Annotated in this window: 18 protein-coding genes and 2 pseudogenes; 8 read left to right on the top strand and 12 right to left on the bottom strand. The window is 61.4% G+C overall.

Annotated elements, in window-relative coordinates; translation table 11 throughout:
* Positions 1-109: 109 nt before the first annotated feature.
* Both EI969_RS06210 and EI969_RS06205 read left to right on the top strand, forming a co-directional pair.
* Positions 110-652 (top strand): annotated as a pseudogene (locus EI969_RS06210) (ATP-binding cassette domain-containing protein); the annotation flags it as partial.
* A gap of 520 nt (positions 653-1,172) precedes the next feature.
* Positions 1,173-2,528 (top strand): lytic polysaccharide monooxygenase, encoded by a 1,356-nt coding sequence (locus EI969_RS06205; protein WP_160386585.1) that lies wholly within the window; start codon positions 1,173-1,175, stop codon positions 2,526-2,528.
* Positions 2,529-2,612: 84 nt separating this feature from the next.
* Here EI969_RS06205 and EI969_RS06200 read toward each other — a convergent pair whose 3' ends face one another.
* From EI969_RS06200 to EI969_RS06170, 7 genes are all read right to left on the bottom strand, one after another.
* Positions 2,613-4,262, bottom strand: coding sequence for a BatD family protein (locus tag EI969_RS06200; RefSeq protein WP_160386583.1), 1,650 nt, complete (start codon positions 4,260-4,262; stop codon positions 2,613-2,615).
* Complete coding sequence (locus tag EI969_RS06195; RefSeq protein WP_160386581.1) at positions 4,259-5,986, bottom strand: VWA domain-containing protein; 1,728 nt, start codon at positions 5,984-5,986, stop codon at positions 4,259-4,261. The genes EI969_RS06200 and EI969_RS06195 overlap by 4 nt, the downstream gene beginning before the upstream one ends.
* On the bottom strand, positions 5,983-7,065 hold the full coding sequence (locus tag EI969_RS06190) for a VWA domain-containing protein (protein ID WP_160386580.1): 1,083 nt from the start codon (positions 7,063-7,065) through the stop codon (positions 5,983-5,985). The genes EI969_RS06195 and EI969_RS06190 overlap by 4 nt, the downstream gene beginning before the upstream one ends.
* Complete coding sequence (locus tag EI969_RS06185; protein ID WP_160386578.1) at positions 7,058-7,552, bottom strand: DUF4381 domain-containing protein; 495 nt, start codon at positions 7,550-7,552, stop codon at positions 7,058-7,060. Before EI969_RS06185 ends, EI969_RS06190 begins: the two co-directional genes overlap by 8 nt.
* Positions 7,549-8,493: a DUF58 domain-containing protein gene (locus EI969_RS06180; protein WP_160386576.1), complete on the bottom strand. Its 945-nt coding sequence runs from the start codon at positions 8,491-8,493 to the stop codon at positions 7,549-7,551. Before EI969_RS06180 ends, EI969_RS06185 begins: the two co-directional genes overlap by 4 nt.
* Positions 8,494-8,498: 5 nt before the next feature.
* Positions 8,499-9,458 carry a MoxR family ATPase gene (locus EI969_RS06175; protein WP_110659607.1) on the bottom strand — a complete coding sequence of 320 codons (960 nt, stop codon included), beginning with the start codon at positions 9,456-9,458 and terminating at the stop codon, positions 8,499-8,501.
* Positions 9,459-9,749: 291 nt separating this feature from the next.
* Positions 9,750-10,103, bottom strand: coding sequence for a hypothetical protein (locus EI969_RS06170; RefSeq protein WP_160386574.1), 354 nt, complete (start codon positions 10,101-10,103; stop codon positions 9,750-9,752).
* A 514-nt stretch (positions 10,104-10,617) separates the two neighbouring features.
* Between EI969_RS06170 and EI969_RS06165 the strand changes: the two genes are divergently transcribed.
* Complete coding sequence (locus tag EI969_RS06165; RefSeq protein WP_160386572.1) at positions 10,618-15,513, top strand: NAD-glutamate dehydrogenase; 4,896 nt, start codon at positions 10,618-10,620, stop codon at positions 15,511-15,513.
* Positions 15,514-15,698: 185 nt separating this feature from the next.
* On the opposite strand, the gene EI969_RS06160 is transcribed toward EI969_RS06165, so the two are convergent.
* The 4 genes from EI969_RS06160 to EI969_RS06145 all read right to left on the bottom strand — a co-directional run bounded on the left by EI969_RS06160 (position 15,699) and on the right by EI969_RS06145 (position 19,066).
* A complete protein-coding gene (locus EI969_RS06160; protein WP_160386570.1) occupies positions 15,699-16,409 on the bottom strand; it encodes an ATPase in 711 nt (236 codons plus the stop codon).
* A 228-nt stretch (positions 16,410-16,637) separates the two neighbouring features.
* Positions 16,638-17,048, bottom strand: coding sequence for a cupin domain-containing protein (locus EI969_RS06155; protein WP_160386568.1), 411 nt, complete (start codon positions 17,046-17,048; stop codon positions 16,638-16,640).
* Positions 17,049-17,215: 167 nt separating this feature from the next.
* On the bottom strand, positions 17,216-17,509 hold the full coding sequence (locus tag EI969_RS06150) for an antibiotic biosynthesis monooxygenase family protein (RefSeq protein ID WP_160386566.1): 294 nt from the start codon (positions 17,507-17,509) through the stop codon (positions 17,216-17,218).
* Between the two features lie 123 nt (positions 17,510-17,632).
* On the bottom strand, positions 17,633-19,066 hold the full coding sequence (locus EI969_RS06145; protein WP_160386564.1) for a PLP-dependent aminotransferase family protein: 1,434 nt from the start codon (positions 19,064-19,066) through the stop codon (positions 17,633-17,635).
* 82 nt (positions 19,067-19,148) lie between these two features.
* On the opposite strand from EI969_RS06145, the gene EI969_RS30455 reads away from it, so the two are divergent.
* The 5 genes and pseudogenes from EI969_RS30455 to EI969_RS06125 all read left to right on the top strand — a co-directional run bounded on the left by EI969_RS30455 (position 19,149) and on the right by EI969_RS06125 (position 22,037).
* Positions 19,149-19,274: a hypothetical protein gene (locus EI969_RS30455; RefSeq protein ID WP_256678244.1), complete on the top strand. Its 126-nt coding sequence runs from the start codon at positions 19,149-19,151 to the stop codon at positions 19,272-19,274.
* The gene (locus tag EI969_RS06140; RefSeq protein ID WP_160386562.1) at positions 19,271-19,714 is read left to right on the top strand and encodes a carboxymuconolactone decarboxylase family protein; all 444 of its coding nucleotides are present in this window, start codon (positions 19,271-19,273) and stop codon (positions 19,712-19,714) included. Before EI969_RS30455 ends, EI969_RS06140 begins: the two co-directional genes overlap by 4 nt.
* 69 nt (positions 19,715-19,783) lie before the next feature.
* A pseudogene (locus EI969_RS06135) lies at positions 19,784-20,763 on the top strand (LysR substrate-binding domain-containing protein).
* A 173-nt stretch (positions 20,764-20,936) separates the two neighbouring features.
* Positions 20,937-21,449: a GNAT family N-acetyltransferase gene (locus tag EI969_RS06130; RefSeq protein ID WP_160386561.1), complete on the top strand. Its 513-nt coding sequence runs from the start codon at positions 20,937-20,939 to the stop codon at positions 21,447-21,449.
* A 93-nt stretch (positions 21,450-21,542) separates the two neighbouring features.
* Complete coding sequence (locus EI969_RS06125; protein ID WP_160386559.1) at positions 21,543-22,037, top strand: hypothetical protein; 495 nt, start codon at positions 21,543-21,545, stop codon at positions 22,035-22,037.
* Positions 22,038-22,152: 115 nt separating this feature from the next.
* Here EI969_RS06125 and EI969_RS06120 read toward each other — a convergent pair whose 3' ends face one another.
* On the bottom strand, positions 22,153-24,513 hold the full coding sequence (locus tag EI969_RS06120) for a tetratricopeptide repeat protein (RefSeq protein WP_160386557.1): 2,361 nt from the start codon (positions 24,511-24,513) through the stop codon (positions 22,153-22,155).
* Between the last annotated feature and the right edge of the window lie 4 nt (positions 24,514-24,517).

The following is a 24,517-nucleotide window of genomic DNA, read 5'->3' as shown; positions in this document are numbered from 1 at the left end:
GACTCAACGGTTACTGCAACTTGATCATGTGTCGTTCAACCTGCCCGACGGGCGTGTGCTGTTCGATCACTTGAACCACACCTTTAGTACCAGGGCCACCGGCATCGTGTTCGGTTACGCGGCGCCGATCAATTTGACGCTGACGGGGCCTATGCGCATGGCAATCCTGGGCGCCAATGGCAGCGGCAAGTCGACCCTGTTGCGAGTGATCGCCGGCCAACTGCCGGTGCGCCAAGGCGAACTCATCCGCAGTTGCCATGTCGGCTGGCTGGATCAACACGCCGGATTGCAGTACCCCGAACGCACGGCGGTGCAATGGCTCTACGAGAGCAATCCTGAGTTGCCCGAAGCCGAGGCACGAACCCGTTTGGCGCAGATGGGGATTGATGCTGACCGTGCGATGCTCAAGACCTGCCGGTTGAGTGGCGGCGAACGCCTGAAAATAGCGCTCGCTGCCCAGTTGCATGCACGGCGGCCACCTCAGTTGCTGTTGCTGGACGAACCGGATAACCATTTGGATCTGCCCAGTCGAATAGCGCTGGAGCAAATGCTCAATCAGTATCAAGGGGCATTGATCGTGGTTTCTCATGATTGCGCTTTTTTACAGGCCATTCATCTGGACGCCGAGTTGCATCTCAAAAGCCAGGGTTGACCGTGTCAAAGATATCGCCGGGGATTAGTAGCACCAGGCAACTCGATGTGCCTGAAAAATAGTAGAGGAGCGCTTCGCGCCCCAACGGGGCGATGCGGCGTTCCGACAAGCCCCCTCGCCACAACAGCTCATTCATCCATCGAGCGGGACTATTTCGGATAAAGCGGCGGCAACCCACTGTCACCGACCGGATCCTGCACCCGTTCGGCCATCGGGATCGCCTTGATTACCCGCCACAACTCGTCGCCTTGCCAGTGCTGGCCGGTTTCGCTGAAAGCGCGCCGTTCAGGCCACAACGCTTTCAGTCGGCAGGAAAACTTGCGACCGTCTGTCCCTACTGTCAGATCTGTCAGTAGGCGTTCTGGCGAGCCCGGTATTTAATGGATTCGAGCATGGAGCCTTACGGTGCAATCGACAGGGTGTGCCTTTCAACAGAAGGGAGGCGAGGTAGGTCGTGCGGTGCCTGAAGTGGTTAGGGCGTTACATGTGATTATCGAAGCTACCTTAATGGAGAAACACTATGTCACAGGGTCGCCCGAACGCTATCAGTAGAAGTAACAGTCCGAAACATGGCCACGTTTTTTCCCCCTCTTCACGGGCTCATTTCGAATGGCTCGCGGGGCGACTCGACGAAGGGGCTCTGAATCAACGCGAGTCCGGCAAGTTTTTTCCTCTAACTGCCGGCGGAGTCAGGGATGTTTTTGCCATAGATGACGACGCCAACGTCCCGCCGCCTCGGGATGGAAAAATTGCCAGTGCAGATCAACTGACCGGCGCATTACTGGATGAACCAGGAAGTCACTGGCAAAAACATGATGTGAGAAGTGGCGAAACGCTGGATATTTCCTGGCATTTCAGCGCGAAGCACGCTACTCGGCGCTGGAACTATTTCATGACGAAGGCAGATTGGGATCCCGACGAGGTCTTGTCGCGCAGCCAGTTTGAAGAAGTGCCGTTTTACACAGCGCAAATCAACCTGCAACCGCATTGGGCCCATGGCGAGCAAATGTTGCCCACTTCACCCACCACGCATGCCGTCCCACTACCGAAACGGGATGGGTACCAGGTCTGTCTGGCGGTTTGGGAAGTTGCCAACACTTCGATGGCTTTTTACCAAGTGATTGATCTGAATTTTCTGCCACCGGATGGCGGGGGTGAACTCCCCGATACACCGACCGGACTGGTCGCAGTCAAGGTCACTGATAAGCAGGTACTGTTGCAATGGAATGCAGCAACCGGCCCGTTTCCGATCGCTTCCTACCGCATTTTGCGTAACGGAAGCTTTCTGGTTGATCTAGACGCTCCGAATCTTGCTTTTGCAGATAACGGCGTGGCGCCTGAAACCCAGTACAACTATGCCATCAGCGCAGTCGATGATAACGGCAATGTCTCGGCGCCGAGCCGGCTAATTCAAGTGCAGACCTTGCCAGAAGGTGGAGAGGGACCTACCGCACCGACGAACCTGCACAGCATGAGCCAGACTGCGCAAAGCATCAGCCTGATGTGGGGTGCCTCCACCGGCAGTGCGCCAATAATGGATTACCTGATCGAACGGGACGGCATTCACATCAAATCCGTGAGCGCCGCTCAGACCTCTTTTGAGGACTCTGGCCTCTCACCCGACACCCAATACCGTTACGCGGTGAAAGCCCGCGACCTGAACAACAAGCTTTCGTTGTCCAGTAACGTCCTGAGCGTCAGAACCCTGGGTGGCGGGGGCGAGTATCCGGCGTGGAAGCTGGGTACTGTGTATGCAAAAAATGACGTGGTACGCCACATAGGACAGAACTGGTCCTGCATTCAGGCACATACGGCACACGTAGAGGAGTGGGCGCCAGGAGAGGGCGACAATGTGCTTTGGAAAGAACACGCCTGATCTGTAGGCAGATTCAATGTAAATGGCTGGAGAGCCTTAAAAGATCGCAGCCTGCGGCAGCTCCCCGCAGGCTGCGATCTTTTTTTACTTCGGATACAGCGGCGGCAACCCGCTGTCACCCACCGGATCCTGCACCCGTTCGGCCATCGGGATCGCCCTGATCACCCGCCACAATTCGTCACCCTGCCAGTGCTGGCCGGTTTCGCTGTACAGCGCGCCGTTCAGGCCGTCGAGGGCGTTGGACAGCGGTACGAAGCGGGCGGCCATGTCGGCCAGGGTTTCCGGTTGTTGCCGAGCCCAGGCGTCGAGGGCCTGGCGGGTGGCGTGGGAGTCGTTGGCCTGGCAGGCGCGCTTGAGCTCGTCGAGCACGGTGCGCGGGCTTGGGCCGGTTTGAGCGACACGCGCCACCGCCGGTTGCCAGCGGCCACGCCACCAGAGGCCGAAGCCGAGCAGGGTGGTGCAGGCCAGAACCAGGGTGCTGAGCTTCCAGCGCCAGAGGGCTTCGCTGTCGGCGCTGGCGTCGACCGGCAAGGCACCGGCCGGGGTATCGACCACGAGGCTCGGGTTGGCCGCCACATGCAGCGTGCGGGCGGGCAGGCTGCTGTGTTCCAGATGGTCTTCGAAGGTGTTCCACCAGACCACGTCGACGCTGGGTAGCTCGATGGCGCCGGTCCGTGTCGGCACCAGGGCCTCGCGGTCTTCACGACTGCCGACCAGGCCGCGTTCGCCGTTCTGGTTGCCGAGCACCGGTTGATCCGGATAGCGGCGCAGGCCGCCGACATCGGTGCCGGGCAGCGGTGGCAGCTGGGTGCTGGACAAACCTTCGGCCTTCACCGTCAGGCTACGGGTCAATGAATCGCCGACCTGGGCGTGGTCCGGTTCCGGGTTCCAGCTTTCGCTCAGGGTCAGGCTGCGTGCGGGCAGCCAGGGCGCGTCCGCCGGGTAGGTGATGGGTTTGGCCTTGACCGTCAACAGCAGTTCGGCCGAGGTGACGCGCATCAGCTTGCCGGATTTCGGCCCCTGGGCGCTGTCCTGTGAGGGCTGAGCGTCGACCAGCGCAGCGTTGAAGACCTGTGCCGGAATGATCAGTTCGCCACTGTGTTGCGGGTAGATCGCGTAGCGCATTTCGATCACACCGTGGCGCAGGCCATCGATATCTTTTTCGTAGGTGCGCGAGTCGCCCAATTGTTCGATGCGAGCGTCAGGTATCTGCGGCGGCGGCAGGCTGCTGTCGTCGTACAGCGACACCGAATGGTAGATGCGCAGGGTCAGGACTGCCTGGGCCTGAACATACACACTGGTTTGATCGAGGCTGGCATCGATGAACACCGGCGCGCGTTTGTTCGGGTTGTCCGGTGTCTCGCTCTCGACCACTTGCAGAGTGATCGGCTGGCTCTGCAGTTCGCCCAGTTGCAGTGGCGGAATCACTACGCTGCCGTTCTGCCGGGGCAGCAGGGTGACGATCCAGCGCGTGGTGGCCCGGTTTTCACCGCTGAGGGTGTTCAGCTGGTTGACCTGGCGTGTGCCGCGCACTTCGAACAGTGGCTCCAGCGGTGTCAGGTCGGGTTTGCCGAACTGAGTCACGTCGGCGGATTCCAGGGTCAGCTCGACCGTCTCGCCCGAGCTCAGGCGACTGCGGTCCACACTGGCGGCCAGCTCTGCTGCCTGTGCCTGGGCAGTGCAGAACAACAGGCCATGCAGCAGCGCGAGTAATAAAACGGTGAAGCGGGTCATCGAGTGTCTTCCTGATCCTGATGTTGTTGCTGTTCGTACCAGAATTTGCGCCTGAGCAGTTCACCGGGGTCATCCGGGATCTGTCGCAACCATTGCTCCAGTGCTTGCTGCTGTTCACCTTCGATGCTGTCGGTGGCCGGGCGCAAGGGCGGCGTGGTGTGTTGCTCGTCGCCCAACTCACTGCCCGGCACTTCGTTGGCCCCGGGCTTGGGCGGCGACGTTGGCGGCGCTTTGTCAGCGCCGGTTTGTGGTTCTGGCGTCTGCGGCTCGTCGCTGTCCGAAGTCTGCGATGCGACACCGGGTGGCGTCTGTTGTTGCGTGGCCTGGGGTTCTTCGCGGTCCGGTTCCGGGGCGGGCGGTTTGTTTTTCTGCTTGAGCAGATCTTCCACCAGCGCCTTGTTGGTCAACGCCGGGCGCAAGTCCGGTTGACGTTCCAGCGCCTGTTCGTACGCATCCAGGGCGGCTTCCAGTTCACCGCTTTTAGCCAGGGCATTGCCCCTATTGTAGTGGGCATGGGCATCGTTGCCTTCAGCGAACCGCTCGGCGGCGCCGGCGTAGTCACCGGCTTCATAGAGTGCCACGCCTTGCCACTGGTGGTCCTCGAAACGCCGGGCGGCTTCGGCCGGGCGCTTTTGCTTGAGCAAGTGCAGGCCTTGTTGATCGGGACGCAACCACAGGTCGGCGAGGTCGAAGGCATAGCTCGGTTGAGGCAGCGCCAATAGCAGCGGCAGGCACAGCAGCCAGCCGCGGCGACCCGCGCAGGCCGCAAGCAGCAGGAGTGGGAGCAACAGCCAGTAACCTTGATCGGCCCAGGTGTCCAGACGCAGGGTCTGGCCGTCGTTGCGCAGGCTGCGTGGGCCGTCGAACAGGCCGAGGGCATGCAGGTCACTGTCGTCCAGGCGCGCCTGGCGATAGCGTCCGTCCAGGTCGTTGGCAAAACCTTTCAAGCCTGGCTCGTCGAGACGCGGCACGAGAATGGCGCCTTGTTCATCCTTGAGGAAACTGCCGTCCTCCTGGGTGATGGGCGAGCCTTCGGCGGTGCCGATGCCGAGCATCAGGAATTGAGTCGATTTGCCGTCGAGCGCGTGACGGATACCCAGGCGTTCCTGTTCGGTCAGGGACGAACCGATCAGCAGGATCCGGCCGTCGCCCAGAGCCGCTTGCTTGAGCAGCGCCAGGGCCTTGGTCACAGCCAGGTCGGCGCGATGGCCAGCCTCTGGCATCAACGACGGTTTGAGCGCATCCAGCAGATTGCGGCTGGTGGAAAGATCATCCGACAGTGGCACCAGCGTGTGGGCACTGCCGGCGTAGACGACGATGGCGGTTTGCGCGTCGCTGCGAATCTGCAGCAGATCGAACAGCTTGCGTCGGGCCTGTTCGAGCCGGTTGGGCATGACGTCGGTGGCGAGCATTTCCGGGGTCAGCTCGAGAATCACCACCAGCGGGTCGGCAGGCTTCTGACTGGTCTGTTCGACGCGCTGCCAGCTCGGACCCAGCAGGGCGAGCACGGTCAACAGCCACGCGAGACCGAGGGCAATCCACGGCAGTTTACTGTCACGGCCACTGCCGCCACTGAGCAGGGTCGCGTGAAAGGCCGGCGGCAGAATCATTTGCCAGCGCCCGGCGCGCTTCTTGCGGTGCCAGAGCTGCCAGAGCAACCAGCCAAGCACCGGCAGCAACAGCAGCCACCAGGGGCGGAACCAGTAAGGCCACAGCATGCTCATCGACGCCTCCGCAGGCGCAGGCGCTTGAGGCGCTGGCGCCAGTCAGGCAGCAATTGGGCCTGCAGGAACAGGTCCCTGGTAAACAGGCGTTGCAAGGGGTTGTCCGGCCAGAGTACGGGGGCCACCAGCAGCATGCTCAACCACAGCGCCAGGGCCAGCGGCCAGTGGTACAAGGCTTGAGTCGGGCGGGCCTGGGTGGGTTGCTGGGCCACGGGCTCCAGTTGGTCAAGGGTGTCCTTGATTGCCTGTAGTTCCTTGCCGTCGCGTGCCCGGAAGTACTGGCCACCGGTGGCCTCGGCGATTTCCTTGAGGGACGGCTCGTCCAGGTCCAGGCTCGGATTGACGCCGAGAAAGCCGACCGTGCCACTTTGCTCCGGATCGGCCCCGATGCCGATCGGATAGATTCTCACACCTTCCCTGGCTGCCAGGCGTGCCGCGGTGAGCGGGTCGATTTCACCGCCATTGTTGGCGCCGTCGGTTACCAGTATCAGCACGCGGCTGGTCGCCGGACGCAAACGCAGGCGCTTGAGGGCCAGGCCGATGGCGTCGCCGATGGCGGTGTTTTTCCCGGCGATGCCGATGCGTGCCTCATCGAGCCAGACGCGCACGGTGCGGCGGTCGAAGGTCAGCGGTGCCTGCAGATAGGCCTGGCTGCCGAACAGGATCAGGCCGACCCGGTCACCTTCGCGGCTTTCGAGAAAGTCGCCGAGCAGATGCTGGACCAGTGCAAGGCGACTCACCTCTTCGTCCTGCCACTGCATGTCAGGGAAATCCATGGACCCGGAAACGTCCACCGCCACCAGCAGGTCACGGCCGCTGGCGGCAATCGGCAAGGGTTCGCCGAGCCACTGCGGGCGCGCTGCCGCGACCAGCAGCAACAGCCACAGCAAAATGAACGGTGCCTGCTGACGCCATGCTGGCAGATTGGCTCGGGCGCGGCGCCCGGCGAGGCCTTCCAGATCGCTGAGGAAGCTGACCTTGAGTGCCGGTTCGCCACTGTCGGCCACCGGCAATACGATGCGCATCAGCCACGGGAGCGGCAGAAGGGCGAACATCCACGGCCAGGCGAACTCAAACATGCTTGCGAATCCATGTGTCGACGGCCTGGGTCAGGCCGGCGATGGCCTTGTCGTCGAGCTTGCACTCGGGTTTGTAGGCGCCCTCGACCAGCACCATCCAGCGGGTCAACCCCGCCGCCGGGCAACGGTTGTCGAGGAACGCCAGCCATTTGCGGCCGTTGAGGGTATGGCTCTGGCTGTAAGGGTAGTGGTTGCGGCACAGGCGCTTGAGCAGGCCGTTGAGTTGCTGCAGCCAGGCGCCGGCCGGCGCACCGTCGTAGGGCTTGGGCATCAGCGCCAGCTCCGCCAGGGCGGCAACGCGCACCGGGTCGAGCGGCTGCTCGGCACGTACCACGGGGCTTTTTCTCGGAATAAAGCGACGCAGCTTCCACAGGCCCAGACCGATCAGTGGCACCACCAGAAGCAGCAGCCACCAACCCGGTGCCGGAGGCCAGAACTCCGCCGGTGGCGGGGATATCAGCGGTTGCAGTTGATCGAGGCTGCTCATCGGCCTTTCCCCGGTTTCTGTGGGTTCAGGTATTCGCGCAATTGTTCGACCATCTCGCTTTGTGTGCTCAGGGGCATCATCAGCACCCGCAGTTTCTGTGCGAGCAGCTCCCAGCGAGCGATGCGTGCTTCGGCCTGGGCCCGGTAGGTCTGGCGCAGGTCGAAGTTCAGCGTGTCGAGTTCCAGTTGCGCACCGCGCTCGGCGAAACGTAAAAGGCCGGCGGCGGGCAGGGCATGATCCAGCGGATCGGACAACGGCAACAGCAACAGGTCGCAATGGCGCGATAGCAGGCTCAGCTGTTGCTCGGCGCTGTCGGAAAGGGCGCGTTCGTCGCAGATCACGATCACCAGGCTGCCCGGGCGCGACACTTCCCGCGCGCGGCGCAGGGCAATGCCAAAGGCGTCGCGGTCCGGCTCGCCTTCGGTGGTCAGCGACTGATTGACCCGCACCAGCCGGTTGAGCAGCTGCAGCAGGCTTTGCTTGCTGCGCCGAGGCTTGATTTCGTAGTGCTCATTGTCGCCGTAGACCAGCCCGCCGACCCGGTCGTTGTGCCCCAGGGCAGCCCAACCGATCAGGCTTGCGGCCTGGGCGGCCAGCACCGACTTGAACATCAGGCCCGAGCCGAAAAACAGCCGGCGGCTTTGTTCGACCATGATGAAGATCGGCCGCTCACGTTCTTCGTGGAACAGCTTGGTGTGAGGTTCCTGGGTACGGGCGGTCACGCGCCAGTCAATGGTGCGCACATCGTCGCCGGCCTGGTAGACCCGCACCTGATCGAAGTCGACGCCACGGCCGCGCAGTTTCGAGTGGTGCAGGCCGATCAGCGGGCTGCGCTGGCTCGGCGTGGAAAACAACTGCACTTCGCGTACGCGATGGCGCATCTCGATCAGGTCGGCGAGGCTGACACGGATGCCCGGCTCGGGCGGCAGGCTGGTGTTCATCGGGGTCAAGCGACGGCTACGACGTCGAGAATCCGCTGGACCACGCGGTCCTGATCGATGCCGGCGGCTTCGGCTTCAAAGGAAAGAATGATGCGATGGCGCAGCACGTCGAACAGCACGGCCTGGATGTCTTCCGGGCTGACGAAATCACGCCCGGCCAGCCAGGCGTGGGCGCGGGCGCAGCGGTCCAGGGCAATCGAGCCGCGCGGGCTGGCGCCGTAGGCGATCCATTCGGCCATCTCGGGGTCGAACTTGGCCGGGATGCGGGTGGCCATGACCAGTTGCACCAGGTATTCCTCCACGGCGTCGGCCATGTACAGGCCGAGGATTTCCTTGCGCGCGGCGAAGATCGTCTGTTGGGTCACCCGACGCTCAGGCTTGGCTTCGCCGTTCAGGGCTTCGCCGCGGGCCTGTTGCAGGATCTTGCGTTCAACGGTCGCGTCCGGGAAACCGATCTTCACGTGCATCAGGAAGCGGTCGAGCTGCGCTTCCGGCAGCGGGTAGGTGCCTTCCTGCTCGATCGGGTTCTGCGTGGCCATCACCAGAAACAGTGGCGACAGCTCATAGGTGCTGCGCCCGACACTGACTTGCCGCTCGCCCATGGCTTCGAGCAGCGCCGACTGCACCTTGGCCGGGGCACGGTTGATTTCGTCCGCCAGTACCAGGTTGTGGAAGATCGGGCCCTGCTGGAACACGAAACTGCCGGTTTCCGGGCGGTAGATTTCCGTGCCGGTAATGTCGGCCGGCAACAGGTCGGGGGTGAACTGGATGCGGTGGAACTGAGCTTCGATGCCTTCGGCGAGTTCTTTGATGGCCTTGGTCTTGGCCAGGCCAGGGGCGCCTTCGACCAGCATGTGGCCGTCGGCGAGCAGGGCGATGAGCAAGCGCTCAACGAGCTTTTCCTGGCCGAGAATCTGCGTTGAAAGAAAGGTTCGCAGCGCGAGCAGCGCTTCACGATGTTCCATCGATGACTGTTCCTGCAAAAGGGTGGCCGAGGACGTTCGGAATGCGCCAGGGCCGGGGGCGTTACTTTAATCCATCGCGGGGGGCGGCGACTAACGGCATTTTGCGCAAAGTGCGGGAAATGGGTGGGGCAATCACTGGATTTTTACAGCGGGGGAGTTTTGGGTCGACAGTTCAGGCCCCATCGCTGGCAAGCCAGCTCCCACAGGTTTCAGCGGTTTGAGTGCGATTTGTGCAACACATCAATCACTGTGGGAGCTGGCTTGCCAGCGATGAGGCCCATCCGAACGCCATTAGACTTCGCTAATGAAGGTGCCAGTACCCCTGAGAATGTTCTTCAAGGTCAACTCAACTTCCACCAGATCCCCGGCATCGGTGCTATGAGTGATCTCCAGCACATCATCGCCATTGAGCGCATCGGCATCCGCCGCGGCGATTTCGATCTTCAACAGGGCAGGGCTCAGGGTGACCTTCACGCCGTCGAGGGTCGAAGGCTCGCCATCGAGGGTGATTTCCAGTTCGTCCTCGTCCGGGTAACGACTCATCAGGAACATTTCGCCCTGGTCGCTGTGGCAGCAGAGCATGGCCATGTTGTCTTCCTCGTCGTCGCAAGGGTTGACGATCAAGAGGGCGGTTTTCATTTTCATGGGAAATTCCTGGCTCGACGGGCGTGGTAAACGCAACAAAGGGCGATTCTGCCAGCCTGCGCATATTTCTGCTCGTGCGAGTGTCGATGACCGGGTCGTGAACGGGCAGTGTGTTACTGGTCATTTCTGGTACGGATGTCCCGTAAAACCGGATGGATAACCGTCGTTTTCCTGTGCGAATGCTAGTGTTGTTCGATGCGCATGCCTTGAGCAGCGTACCGATGACCGAATATGTCGCAGCACCGCAAGCATGGGCCTTGCCGCACTCGTTAAGCTGCGCAACGGATGAGCACCCGTAAAGACATTGCGCCGCACCCGGCCCAGTCGTTTTTGCAGATGCCCATTCACGGAAGGTGAATGTGACCTGAGTGTCCCGTCCAGCTTCACCCACCTGTCACCCTGTTTCCTCTGCCCGAGAATCAGGAGCCGGGTGACGGCTAGCTTTGAAACGTAGCCCCGAAAGGGGTTTCACGCGACGCTTTCATCAATAACAAGCCCAAGCGGAGTACCACAGATGGCGTTCTTCACCGCAGCCAGCAAAGCCGACTTCCAGCACCAACTGCAAGCGGCACTGGCGCAGCACATCAGTGAACAGGCACTGCCACAAGTGGCGCTGTTCGCTGAACAATTCTTCGGCATCATTTCCCTTGACGAGCTGACCCAGCGTCGGTTGTCCGACCTTGCTGGCTGCACCCTTTCTGCATGGCGCCTGCTTGAGCGCTTTGATCACGCGCAGCCGCAAGTGCGCGTCTACAACCCCGATTACGAACGCCACGGCTGGCAGTCGACCCACACCGCGGTCGAAGTGCTGCACCACGACCTGCCATTCCTGGTGGACTCGGTGCGTACCGAACTGAACCGCCGTGGCTACAGCATCCATACCCTGCAAACCACCGTGCTCAGCGTGCGTCGTGGCAGCAAGGGCGAGCTGCTGGAAATCCTGCCTAAAGGCACCCAGGGCGATGACATCCAGCAAGAATCGCTGATGTACCTGGAAATCGACCGCTGCGCCAACACCGCCGAGCTCAATGTCCTGAGCAAAGAGCTGGAGCAGGTGCTCGGTGAAGTCCGCGTGGCCGTCGGCGATTTCGAGCCGATGAAGGCCAAGGTCCAGGACATCCTGAGCAAACTGGACAACAGCCAGTTCGCCGTCGATGCCGACGAAAAGAACGAAATCAAGAGTTTCCTGGAATGGCTGGTGGGTAACCACTTCACCTTCCTCGGCTACGAAGAGTTCGTGGTCAGCGATGAAGCCGATGGCGGCCACATCGTCTACGACAAGGACTCCTTCCTTGGCCTGACCAAGCTGCTGCGTGCCGGCCTGACCTACGATGACCTGCGCATCGAAGACTACGCCGTGAACTACCTGCGCGAACCGACCCTGTTGTCGTTCGCCAAGGCCGCGCACCCAAGCCGTGTGCACCGCCCGGCTTACCCGGACTACGTGTCGATCCGCGAAATCGACGCCAACGGCAAGGTCATCAAGGAATGCCGTTTCATGGGCCTGTACACCTCGTCGGTGTATGGCGAGAGCGTGCGGGTGATCCCGTACATCCGCCGCAAGGTCGAGGAAATCGAACACCGCTCCGGCTTCCAGGCCAAGGCTCACCTGGGCAAGGAACTGGCGCAGGTGCTCGAAGTGCTGCCGCGCGACGATCTGTTCCAGACCCCGGTGGACGAGCTGTTCAGCACCGTGATGTCGATCGTGCAGATCCAGGAGCGCAACAAGATTCGCGTGTTCCTGCGCAAAGACCCGTACGGTCGTTTCTGCTACTGCCTGGCCTACGTGCCCCGTGACATCTACTCCACCGAAGTGCGCCAGAAGATCCAGCAAGTGCTGATGGATCGCCTGAAAGCGAGCGACTGCGAGTTCTGGACGTTCTTCTCCGAATCCGTGCTGGCCCGCGTGCAGCTGATCCTGCGAGTCGACCCGAAAAACCGTCTCGACATCGACCCGCTGCTGCTGGAAAAAGAAGTGGTGCAGGCCTGCCGCAGCTGGCAGGACGACTACGCCGCCCTGACCGTCGAAAGCTTCGGCGAAGCCCATGGCACCAACGTGCTGGCTGACTTTCCGAAAGGCTTCCCGGCCGGTTACCGCGAGCGTTTTGCAGCCCACTCGGCTGTGGTCGACATGCAGCACCTGCTGAGCCTCAACGAAAAAAATCCGCTGGTGATGAGCTTCTACCAGCCGCTGGGCCAGGTGTCCGGCCAGCGCATGCTGCACTGCAAGCTGTACCACGCCGATACCCCGCTGGCGCTGTCCGACGTCCTGCCGATCCTGGAAAACCTCGGCCTGCGCGTGCTGGGTGAGTTCCCGTATCGCCTGCGTCACAACAACGGCCGCGAGTTCTGGATTCACGATTTCGCGTTCACCGCCGCCGAAGGCCTGGAGCTGGATATCCAGCAACTCAACGACACGCTGCAGGACGCCTTTGTCCACATCGTGCGTGGCGAAGCCGAGAACGACGCGTTCAACCGCCTGGTGCTGACCGCCGGCCTGCCATGGCGCGACGTCGCGCTGCTGCGTGCCTACGCCCGCTACATGAAGCAGATCCGTCTGGGCTTCGACCTGGGCTACATCGCCAGCACCCTGAACAACCACACCGACATCGCTCGCGAGCTGACCCGGTTGTTCAAGACCCGTTTCTACCTGGCGCGCAAGCTGTCCGGCGACGATCTGGAAGACAAGCAGCAACGCCTGGAACACGCGATTCTGGCTGCCCTGGACGACGTTGCAGTGCTGAACGAAGACCGCATCCTGCGTCGCTACCTTGACCTGATCAAGGCCACCCTGCGCACCAACTTCTATCAGACCGATGCCAACGGCCATAACAAGTCGTACTTCAGCTTCAAGTTCAACCCGCACTTGATCCCTGAACTGCCCAAGCCTGTACCGAAGTTCGAAATCTTCGTCTACTCGCCGCGCGTCGAAGGCGTGCACCTGCGCTTCGGCAACGTGGCCCGTGGCGGCCTGCGCTGGTCCGACCGTGAAGAAGACTTCCGTACCGAAGTCCTGGGCCTGGTAAAAGCCCAGCAAGTGAAGAACTCGGTGATCGTGCCGGTGGGTGCGAAGGGCGGCTTCCTGCCGCGTCGCCTGCCACTGGGCGGCAGCCGTGACGAGATCGCGGCCGAGGGCATCGCCTGCTACCGCATCTTCATTTCCGGTCTGCTGGACATCACCGACAACCTGAAGGACGGCGCCCTGGTGCCACCGGCCAACGTCGTGCGTCATGACGACGATGACCCGTACCTGGTCGTGGCCGCGGACAAGGGCACTGCAACCTTCTCCGACATCGCCAACGGCATCGCCATCGACTACGGCTTCTGGCTGGGCGACGCGTTTGCGTCCGGTGGTTCGGCCGGTTACGACCACAAGAAAATGGGCATCACCGCCAAGGGCGCGTGGGTTGGCGTACAGCGCCACTTCCGCGAGCGCGGCATCAATGTCCAGGAAGACAGCATCACCGTGGTTGGCGTCGGCGACATGGCCGGCGACGTGTTCGGCAACGGCTTGTTGATGTCCGACAAGCTGCAACTGGTCGCTGCGTTCAACCACCTGCACATCTTCATCGACCCGAACCCTGAGCCTGCGAACAGCTTCGCAGAACGTCAGCGTCTGTTCGATCTGCCACGTTCGGCCTGGTCGGACTACGACACCAGCATCATGTCCGAAGGCGGCGGCATCTTCTCGCGCAGCGCGAAGAGCATCGCGATTTCCCCGCAGATGAAAGAGCGCTTCGACATCGCGGCCGACAAGCTGACCCCGACCGAACTGCTGAACGCCTTGCTCAAAGCGCCGGTGGATCTGCTGTGGAACGGCGGTATCGGTACTTACGTCAAGGCCAGCACTGAAAGCCACGCCGATGTCGGCGACAAGGCCAACGATGCACTGCGCGTGAACGGCAACGAACTGCGCTGCAAGGTCGTGGGCGAGGGCGGCAACCTGGGCATGACCCAGCTGGGTCGCGTCGAGTTCGGCCTCAATGGCGGCGGTTCCAACACCGACTTCATCGACAACGCCGGTGGCGTGGACTGCTCCGACCACGAAGTGAACATCAAGATCCTGCTGAACGAAGTGGTTCAGGCCGGCGACATGACCGACAAGCAACGTAATGAGTTGCTGGCGAGCATGACCGACGAAGTCGGTGGTCTGGTGCTGGGCAACAACTACAAGCAGACCCAGGCCCTGTCCCTGGCGGCCCGCCGTGCATTGCCGCGGATTGCCGAATACAAGCGTCTGATGAACGACCTGGAAGGCCGCGGCAAGCTGGATCGCGCCATCGAGTTCCTGCCGGCCGAGGAAGCCATCAACGAGCGCGTCGCTGAAGGCCATGGCCTGACCCGTGCCGAGCTGTCGGTGCTGATCTCGTACAGCAAGATCGACCTCAAGGAGCAATTGCTGGGCTCCCTGGTGCCGGACGACGACTACCTGACCCGCGACATGGAAACCGCTTTCCCGCCAACCCTGGTGAGCAAGTTCTCCGCGGCCATGCGTCGTCACCGCCTGAAGCGCGAGATCGTCAGCACCCAGATCGCCAACGACCTGGTCAACCACATGGGCATCACCTTCGTTCAACGACTCAAAGAGTCGACCGGCATGAGCCCGGCGAACGTGGCCGGCGCCTACGTGATCGTGCGTGACATTTTCCACCTCCCGCACTGGTTCCGTCAGATCGAGAACCTGGACTACCAGGTTTCCGCCGACGTGCAACTGGAGCTGATGGACGAGCTGATGCGCCTGGGCCGTCGCGCCACGCGCTGGTTCCTGCGTGCCCGTCGCAACGAGCAGAACGCTGCCCGTGACGTCGCGCACTTCGGTCCGCACCTGAAGGAGTTGGGTCTCAAGCTCGACGAGTTGCTCAGTGGCGAGATCCGCGAAACCTGGCAGACCCGCTATCAGGCGTATGTCGAAGCCGGGGTGCCGGAGTTGTTGGCACGCATGGTGGCGGGTACTTCGCACCTGTACACCCTGCTGCCGATCATCGAGGCTTCCGACGTGACTGGCCAGGATCCGGCCGAAGTGGCCAAGGCCTACTTCGCCGTGGGCAGCGCGCTGGACATCACCTGGTACATGCAACAGATCAGCGCTCTGCCGGTTGAAAACAACTGGCAGGCCCTGGCCCGTGAAGCGTTCCGCGATGACGTCGACTGGCAGCAACGTGCGATCACCATCTCGGTCCTGCAACAGGGCGACGGCACCCAGGACGTGGAAACACGGCTTGCCCTGTGGATAGCGCAGCACGAGAGCATGATCGAGCGCTGGCGCGCCATGCTGGTGGAAATCCGTGCCGCGAGCGGCACCGACTACGCCATGTACGCGGTGGCCAACCGCGAACTGCTGGACCTGGCGTTGAGCGGTCAGGCGGTAGTGCCTGCCGCTGTCGCCGCCGAGCTGGAACCGGCTGCCTGATCAGGCGTTGAATGAAAAAGCCCCGCATCGAGAGATGCGGGGTTTTTTTTGGTCTGCAGGTTTTGAGGTGTCTGGGCGGGCCACATCGCCAGCAAGCCGGCTCCTACAAGTTTTGCGTCGGTCGCATATTGTATGAACAACACATCCCTGTAGGAGCCGGCTTGCTGGCGATGAGGCCATTCGTCTTAATACAACTTCTTGTCCGGCATGTTGTTTGTCATTGACACATTACTTGTCGGTCTGGTCAGTAAATTATTGAGTGACTGGTCAAAGTTTTGCAGCGCCTTTACTTGCATGTTCTGTTGTTCATTAATATCGGCAACTATGTCCTCGCTGCGTTTGAAGTCGGCCCATACCGGACTGAGTGCCTTGGCGTCATGACCTTGTGCAGTACCGATGTAGTTAAAGTTCTTGTCGTAGAAGTCCGCACTGACATCCGACTGGATATCCGAACTGCGCGATGTGATCAGTTGACTGCGGGTGTCGACCACGGCCATCACATCCGGTTTCGCCGCCCTGAGGCTCTGCATGTCCGGATACACGGTCACCGAGCCGAACTGGCGCTGCAGGGAGGCCTTGACCCAATCCACGGCCATGTCCGGCCTGGAGGTGCTCACGTAGGCGTCATGAATCGGCTGTACCAGCAGGCTCTGGCCGAAACCGGTGCCGGCGTTGGCCTGGTAGTCGCGAAGATAGGCGCGGTTGTCCTGGGTATTCTGGCTGTAGACAATGCCCAGCGAGACATCGCTGCCGTTGGTGATCAGGGTGCTGGCACTGCGACCTACCGGCTCGGTGAAAATGCCATTGAGCGAAGGCCCCCCCGTTGGCGCGGTGGGAATCGAGCAACCGGTTAAAACAACAGCCATGGTCAACGTACTGGCAAGTGCAAGTTTCATGGTGTTTCTCCAGTGAAACAATTCAGTCGAAAGTTGAAGTTACCGGTGCTGTGCCGGCGGTGACTCCAGACTAAACCCAGGATGTTTTATTTAAATAGCCAATTTCCGTGCTTATCCAGTGACCAATAGTTTTGTTCGGTTTAAACGTCTGCGGTTAATTGCCTCGGGAAATAAAAAGGCCCGAATTCGTGAATCGAGCCTTTTTATTTATGGCTGTACGTTCAGCCATCAGTGTTCCAAGGGGATCAACACTTTCTCGTCCGGGGCCAAGACCATGAACACCAGCAACTTGGCCGGCTGGGTCGCGCTGGCGTTTTTCGACACCAGGTGTTCCGACCCCGCCGGCTCGTACCAGAACTCGCCGGCCTTGTAGGTTTTCGCCGGCTCGCCTTTGACCTGGGAAACGATTGCGCCCGAAAGGACATAGGCCATGGCGGTGCCATCGTGTTTGTGGGCGATGGACGACTGACCGGGCTGGTAATCGACTTCAATCATCAGCGCTTTTTTGCCCGGGGTGTTTTTCAGCATCTCGTCCTGCAGGACGGTGACCTTTTCCGAAGGGTCGTGGGCAAAGGCCGATGCGCTGAGCATCAGGGCCAGGGCGGCAAAAGGGGCAGCACAGACGCGCAACATATTCATGGTTCTTACCTGCGGTGGGTGAGTTGTCATGAGCAACAGTAGTGCGCAAGCGCCAGCGATCAAACAGCCAATATTGGGGAAGGCGAGGGGACCAATCAAAGAAAAATGCGGGGCCAATGGCGAAAAAATTGTGGCGAGGGAGCAAGCGCCCTCGCCACAGGAATGGGTCAGACGATCGGAAAGCTGTTGAAGTCCACGGCATTGGCCAGCTGACTGTCGATCAGGCTGATAAAACCCTGGACCTGCGGGCAGTTGAAATGCGATCGCATGGCCTCTTCCGATTGCCAGCGCGCGCTGACAGTCCAGCGATTGGTGTCCTCGGGGCAGCGGTCGACCATATAAGTATCGCAGCCCGGTAGTTCACGCAGGGTTTCGACAATCTTTTGCAGTTGCCTACCCAGTTCATCCGAGCGGCCGGCGGCGGCCTGTACCTGTACGGTATTGATCACTTCTTGGGACATTGCTCACACTCCTGAATCAGGCCGGACGAATCCTGCTCATTGAGGGATAACGCCTATGCAGGATAGGCCTGCCCCCCGGGACCGCCAATAGCCAATCGCCGGATAAAGCCGCAGGCCAATCCGTCAGGCCACCTGCTGCAGGATGTCGCGCAAACGGTCCAGGGCGATGTCGATGTCGAGGGTCTCGATGGCGCCAAAACCGAAGAAAAGCCCGGCCCTGGGCGCTTGCTGATAGAAAAAGCTGTCGATGGCATAGAGCCCGACTTCGACTTTTTTCGCCAGTTCGATCACCAATGGAATATCCATCGGCACCTTGCACATCACCACCATGTGGAATCCGGCGGTGGACGGCACCGCCTCGAACCAGGGCGAAAGGTCACCGGCCATGCGCGCCAGGATCCGCTCGCGGCGCCCGGCATAGATCGTATGGCAGCGGCGGATATGCTTGAGCAGGCAGCCTTCGGCGATGAACTTGGCCAGCGCCCATTGCGGCAGGGTCGAGGTGTGCAGGTCGGTGAGCTGTTTGGCGCGCACCACGGCTTCCAGGATCGCCGGCGGCAGGATCGCATAGCCGAGCCGCAGTTCCGGCAGCAGGGTTTTGGAGAAGGTCCCGACATAAGCGACGATCCCCCGTTCATCCATGCTTTGCAGGGAATCGGTGGGGCGGCCTTCGTAGCGAAACTCGCTGTCGTAGTCATCTTCGATGATGATCGCGCCCAGTTCATGGGCCTTGGCCAGCAGTGCGACCCGGCGCGCCTGACTCATGGGCATGCCGAGGGGGAACTGGTGTGAAGGGGTGACGTAGATCAGCCGCGTGCCACGGGGAATCCTGTCGACCACGATGCCTTCGGCGTCCACCGGTACGCCCATCACCGTGGCGCCATGGGTGCCGAACAGCAGCCGCGCCGGCGGGTAGCCGGGGTCTTCCATGGCGACCAGGCTGCCCGGGCTGATCAGCACCCGGGCGATCAGGTCCAGCGCCTGCTGTGCGCCGTTGCACACCACGACATCTTCATCCTGGCAATTGACCCCGCGGGAGAACGCGATGTGCTGCGCAATGGCGTTGCGCAGGGCCGGCAAGCCCTCGGGCAGGCTGTAGTAACCCTTGGAGCCGGCGATCTGGCGCAGCGCATGGGAGGTGCAGCGTCGCCAGTCATCCTGGGGGAACTGGCCCTTGCTGGTGGCGCCGCCAATGAAGTCGTAGCGCAGCGAGCCTTCCAGGGTCGGATGACGCAGAAATACCGGCAGATTGCGCCAGGACTCGATCACGTCAAAGCCGCCAAGCTCGGTGTGGTTCTGTTTTCTCTGCACCTTCGAAGTGCGCGCATTGACGTAGGTGCCTTTGCCAACCACCCCGGTGAGGAAGTTTTCGTAGGTCAGCTGGGCGTAGGTGTCGGAAATGGTCTTGCGCGAAATGCCCAGTTGTTCGGCCAGCAAACGGCTGGGCGGCAGTTGCGTCCCGGCGCTCAGGCGACCGGACTCGATGGCGCTGCGCAGTTGGTTGTACAGCTGGCCGGCCAGGTCCTTGCGGCCGTTGATGACAACATGTAGTTCCATGCCGGCGAGGCTCCGAGGCTGTTGAGGCGCATGTGCGTCGCGCAAGATTACCCTTATCCGCTCATTTGACAGAAGTTGCGCAGTGGAAAAACCGGCAATTGGTCTGGCGGCGGTGGTCAACGGGGAAATCGCGCAATTGGATCTGTCATGCCGGCGTGCCGGCGGCTACCGTGAAAACACACCACAGCTGCACGAGATCGCTCCATGACCCTCCGCCTGGATTACTACAGCGCGTCCCCCAAAGCGATGAAGGCGATGATCGCCATGGAGGCCCTGACCAGCAGCCTGAGCATCGAGCAAGGCCTGCTGCACCTGATCAAGATTCGTGCCTCACAGCTCAATGGCTGTGCCTTTTGCACCGACATGCACTCGGTGGATGCACGGCGCCTGGGCGAAAGCGATCGGCGTCTGTATTCCATTGTGGTCTGGCGTGACAGCAACTTTTTCAATCCGCGGGAAAGGGCCGCGCTGGCCTGGACCGAGGCGGTCACCTTGCTCTCCGAAAGCCACGTGCCGGACGATGTCTACGCGCTAGCCCGGGAGCAGTTCAATGAAAGCGAGATGGTCGACCTGACCATCGCCGTCACCACCATCAACAGCTGGAATCGCCTGGCCGTGAGCTTTCGGCAAACACCGGCGGCTGAATGATTGTCACAGCAGGTTCATGAACGATGCGCAGGATGGAACTGTCAGTGTCAGATCGACAGGGAGTCCTCGATGTCATTCATGGAAACCAGCGCCCACCAAGGGCGTGCCGAGTATCGTGCAGCCGACGATAAAAACACCTCCTGGCGCCAGTTGGCAGCGGGTATCGACCCCGAACTGGCGCTGTGTTTCACCGTCAGCGCCCGTTGCGGTTGTTTCATGCAGGCCGCCCGCAGTCTCAACATCAAGGCCACCCGCCTGCGCAGGCAACTGGTGCTGTTGGAGGCGCAGCTCAAGTGTTCGCTGTTCAATCATTCGGACAATGGATTCAGCCTCAGCCGCGATGGCTTGCGCTTGCACGCACAATTGATCGCCCTGGCCCATGAACGCGATTTGCCGGTGATCGAGCAGCCGTTGATTCGTCTGGCCGTGGCCGACTCGATCCTGCACGACATACTCGGGCGTGACCTGGTGGCACTGCTGCGGCGCAACGCCAGCGTGCGCCTGGACATCATCACGCTCGACAGCGAATTGGCCTTGCAGGCGGTCAGCGCCGACGTGGTGGTGTGGCTGGGCGAGACCGGAACGCCGTTGCCGGGGCCGAGCTTTGCCACGACCGAACCTCGGCTGCTGGCGCAGCTCGAGTATTTGCCGCACATTGCCAAGCGCTACTCGCGGGTGGCTTCCAGACCGGAATGCCTGGATGACCTGGCGGACTTTCTGCTGGTGCAATGGCAGCAGGACAGCCAGGTTGAAAGCTTCAGGCCATGGAATGCCCAGGTGGAACAGCGCCTGGCCGGGTCAGTGCAACTGCAATCCTGGGAGCTGATGCTGGAGATGATCCGCTGCAGCGCCTGCATCGGCCTGCTGCCGCACTACATGAGCCACTTCGACCGCGGGCTGATTGCCTTGCCGGGCCTGTTTGGCCAGCCGATGCGGCGTCAGGTGTGGATGGCGGTGAACGCCGACGCCAGGGACGACGCGCAGGTACGGATGATCGTCGAGTTGATTGAAAGCACCTTCGCAGAGCGCCGCAATGGTTCGAAAGCTGAGCGCGTTCCAACTGTGGGAGCGAGCCTGCTCGCGAAGAGGCCAGCACCTTCAACATCAATGTCGCCTGAACTGACGCCTTCGCGAGCAGGCTCGCTCCCACATTGGTTCTCGCCACACTGGAAGGTAGCGTTATAGAGTGAACGGCCATGTCTGCTTCAAGGATGATTCACCCATGCCAGCCACCGAACCCGTTATCACCCTCGAACGCTTCAACGAATCCCACATCGAAGGCATCACGGCGCTGTACAACGATCCGGCAGTCGCCCGGCAAACCCTGCAAATGCCGTTTCAGTCCAGCGAGCTCTGGCGCAGTCGCCTGGCGCCGGATAACGAGCGTCTGGTGAAAGTGGTGGCCCTGCATCAAGGCGCGGTGATCGGCAACATTGGCCTGGAGCAATTCACACGCATTCGTCGCAGCCATGCCGGCAGTTTCGGCATGGGCGTTGCGGTGGCGTGGCAGGGCAAGGGCGTAGGCTCGAAGCTGCTGGCGACGGCACTGGATATCGCCGACAACTGGATGAACCTACAGCGCGTCGAGCTTTCGGTGTTTGCCGACAACGACGCGGCCATTTCCCTGTATTGCAAATTCGGCTTCGAAACCGAGGGCCTGTTGCGTGATTACGCCGTGCGCGACGGCGTGCTGGTGGACACCTTGAGCATGGCGCGCCTGCGTCGCCCAGGATGATCGCCTGGGCCTCGCGCTTTTAATCGCACGCTGGCAACGCGTATCTGCCATTCTGAAAGTCCGCAGTACTGCTTCAACCAAAGGAACACCGCAATGGACGACGTACAGCAACTGGGCGAAATGCTTCGCCACTACGCAGAAAGCGAAGCGCACAAGAAGCAACTGTTTGAGTCCCGGTCGGCCGAGTGGGCAGCGCGTATCGGTGAGCTGTTCGATCAGATCGGGCAATGGCTGGAGCCGGTGCAGGCGCCCGACCTGCTGGAAGTGAGACGCGAAGCGTATGTCGCCTCGGGTCCGAGCATTCCCGTCGAGACATCGCCATTCAAGACCGAGAAACTGTCCATTGTGATTGCCGGCAAACCGGTGGAGTTTGTCCCGGAAGTGATGGGCGCGGGTGGCCAGATTTCATTGGCGGTGATGGGCTTGACCGCGGCGCGTTTCGGCAGTGTCTCGCTGGTTTGCCAGCCACCGTCCACCAGTTGGCAATGGCGCAAGACCAATGGGTTGAAGGACCCGGATGTGTTCCCGTTCGAGGCGAACTTTCTCGCGCAGCAGCTGCAGGTCCTGATTCCCCGGGATCGTGCCTGACCACTGTAGGAGCGGGCTTGCCCGCGATGGCGGACTGTCAGGCGACATCGATGTTGACTGTACCGATCCTTCGCAGGCAAGCCCGCTCCTACAGGTAGTCGCTTTGAGCGCGGCATCATTTCAACGCCGGATCCCCCATGTTCATTTTCTTCCAGCCCTGCAACAGCACTTGCGCCTTGGGCTCCCGGCCGTTGTCCAGGTAGTACTGGATCAACGACAAGCGGGCATTGCGGTTGGCCGGTTGCACCTTCAACAGCCGCTCCAGCTCCTCGCACGCTTCATCAATTTTACCGCTGTCATGCAGGGCCACCGCCAGCACGTAGCCGAATTGCCCGCTCTGTGGTTCCAGTTTCGCGGCCTGGCGCAGGTACGGCATGGCTTGAGCCGCCTGGCCCGCACGAATCAGCGCGAGGCCCTGGGTGTGTTGCAGCAGGCCTGAGTCGGGGTGGTCCTTGAGGCTTTGCGCCAGCAGGGCATGGCCTTCCTGACTGCGCCCGTTGGCCTCCAGCCACTGCACCAGCGTCACTAGCGCCGGGAAGAAATCCGGGTCGCGCTGCAGGGCTGCGCGCAGGAAACCTTCGACTTCGGCATTGCGACCGCTGGCCTGATACAGCATCGCCAGGTTGAGGTTCGCTTCGGCGCGCTCGAGCAGGTTTTTCTGTACCGCCTCGTACTCGGCAATCGCGGCATTCCAGCTGTCCTGAGCCGTGCCCAGGCCGTTGCGCGCGACGCTGAGCAAATCCCTTGCGGCGGCGATGCGCACGGCCCTCACAGGGTCGTTCAACAGGGGCGTCAGCAGGGGGGCGCGTTCCGGCGGCGGCAGGAAGGCGCTGATCGCGCGAATGGCGCTCTCACGCACTTGCGGTGCCGGATTGCCGAGGTCCTTGGTGGCCAGTTTCAACGCCTGTTCGCTCGGGTACGCCGGCAGCTCGGCGAGCAGCGTCGCCCGTTGGATGGCCGGCAGATTGCTGCGTTGCAGTTGCTCGAACAAGGCCTCGGCAGCACCGGCCTGACCGTTGCGAATCAGCCACAGGCTTTCATCGTAGCGGGGCGCTTGCAGTGCACTGGCGTTGGCGCTGTTCCACAGCTTGAACTGCTCGGTGACCTTGTCGCCGGCCTTGCCCTGGTGACAGGTCAGGCAGGCGTCGGGCGTACCGAGTTTTTTTGCTCGCTCCGGGTTGGGAATGCTGAAGCTGTGGTCATGCCGGAAGTCGTTGCCCATGTAGAACTTGCCGGGCATATGGCAATCCACGCACTGCGACCCCGGTTGGCCCATGGTGTGGCGAGTGTGTTCGATGGAATCGTAGTTTTTCGCTTGCAGGCCCTTGCCGTCGACGCCTTCCACGGTGGTTTTGCCGGCAGTGTTATGGCATTGCAGGCAGACGCCGTTGCCTGGCGCCTTCAACTGCGTGCTGTGCGGGTTGTGGCAATTGCTGCAACGCACACCCTTGTCGAACATTTTGCTCTGGGCGAAGGAGCCGTGTTCGAACACTTCGTCCTTGATCTTGCCGTCCAGCGCGTACAGTTCACGGGTCAGGACGCTCGGCAGGTAGTCATCCATCAGGCGCTTGCCGACTGTGTAACCGTCGTCCAGTGGCGCGCGGCGCGAGTGGCAGCGGGCGCAGGTTTCGATTTCGGTGGTGGCGTTCTTGTCCTTGAGGTCGACGGCAAAGCCGGCATGGATCAGGTCGGTTTTCTTCGCCGTCCATTCCAGGTGACTGGACGCCGGGCCGTGACAGGCCTGACAGCCGACACCCAGGCTGTTCCATTGACTGTCGAAAGTGTTTTTCGCCGCATCGAAATTGCGCTTGAAACCGGTGGTGTGGCACTCGACGCACATGAAGTTGGCGTTCTGGCTCGGCTTGCTCCAGTGCAGCGGGTTCTTGAAGTTCACACCCTGGCCCGGATAGAGATGAAACCAGCGGTGCTTCTCGGTATCCCAGGCCACGCCGAGGGCCTGCAACCGGCCTTCGCCGACCTCGATCAGATATTGCTGCAGCGGTGCGATGCCAAAGGTGTAGGCGACCTTGAAATCGGCATTCTTGCCATCGATGCCCGGCGTGTTGACCCAGAATTCGTCGCCTTTGCGCGAGAACACCGTGGTCTCTTTTTCGGCCTTGAAGGTGACGTTGTTGAAGTCGCCGAGCAGGGTGTCGGCGCTGGCTTGCTGCATCGCCAACTGGTGATGGGAGCCTTGCCAGTCCTTGACCTGCTCGCCGTGGCAACCCTGGCATTGCTGCTCATCGACCATTTTCGCCGGTGCGACAGCGACCGGTTGCGGTTTGGCCGGTTCGGCCACAGGCGCGCTGACAGGGACAGGCTTGAGTGGCGTGGGCGTACTGCTGAGCAAAAACCAGCCGATGCCTGCCACCGCCAGCAACAAGATGCCGATGGTGACAGGGAACAGATAACGGTTGATCAGGTTCGGTGGCGAATCAGGGTTTGGGGTTGCAGCTTTATTTTTTTGGTTCGGCATTACG

Source organism: Pseudomonas sp. PB101 (assembly GCF_009764265.1).
In the GTDB taxonomy this organism is placed as follows: Bacteria; Pseudomonadota; Gammaproteobacteria; order Pseudomonadales; family Pseudomonadaceae; genus Aquipseudomonas.
The sequence above is the reverse complement of the archived record's forward strand: the minus strand, read 5'-3'. Positions and strand labels throughout refer to the sequence as shown.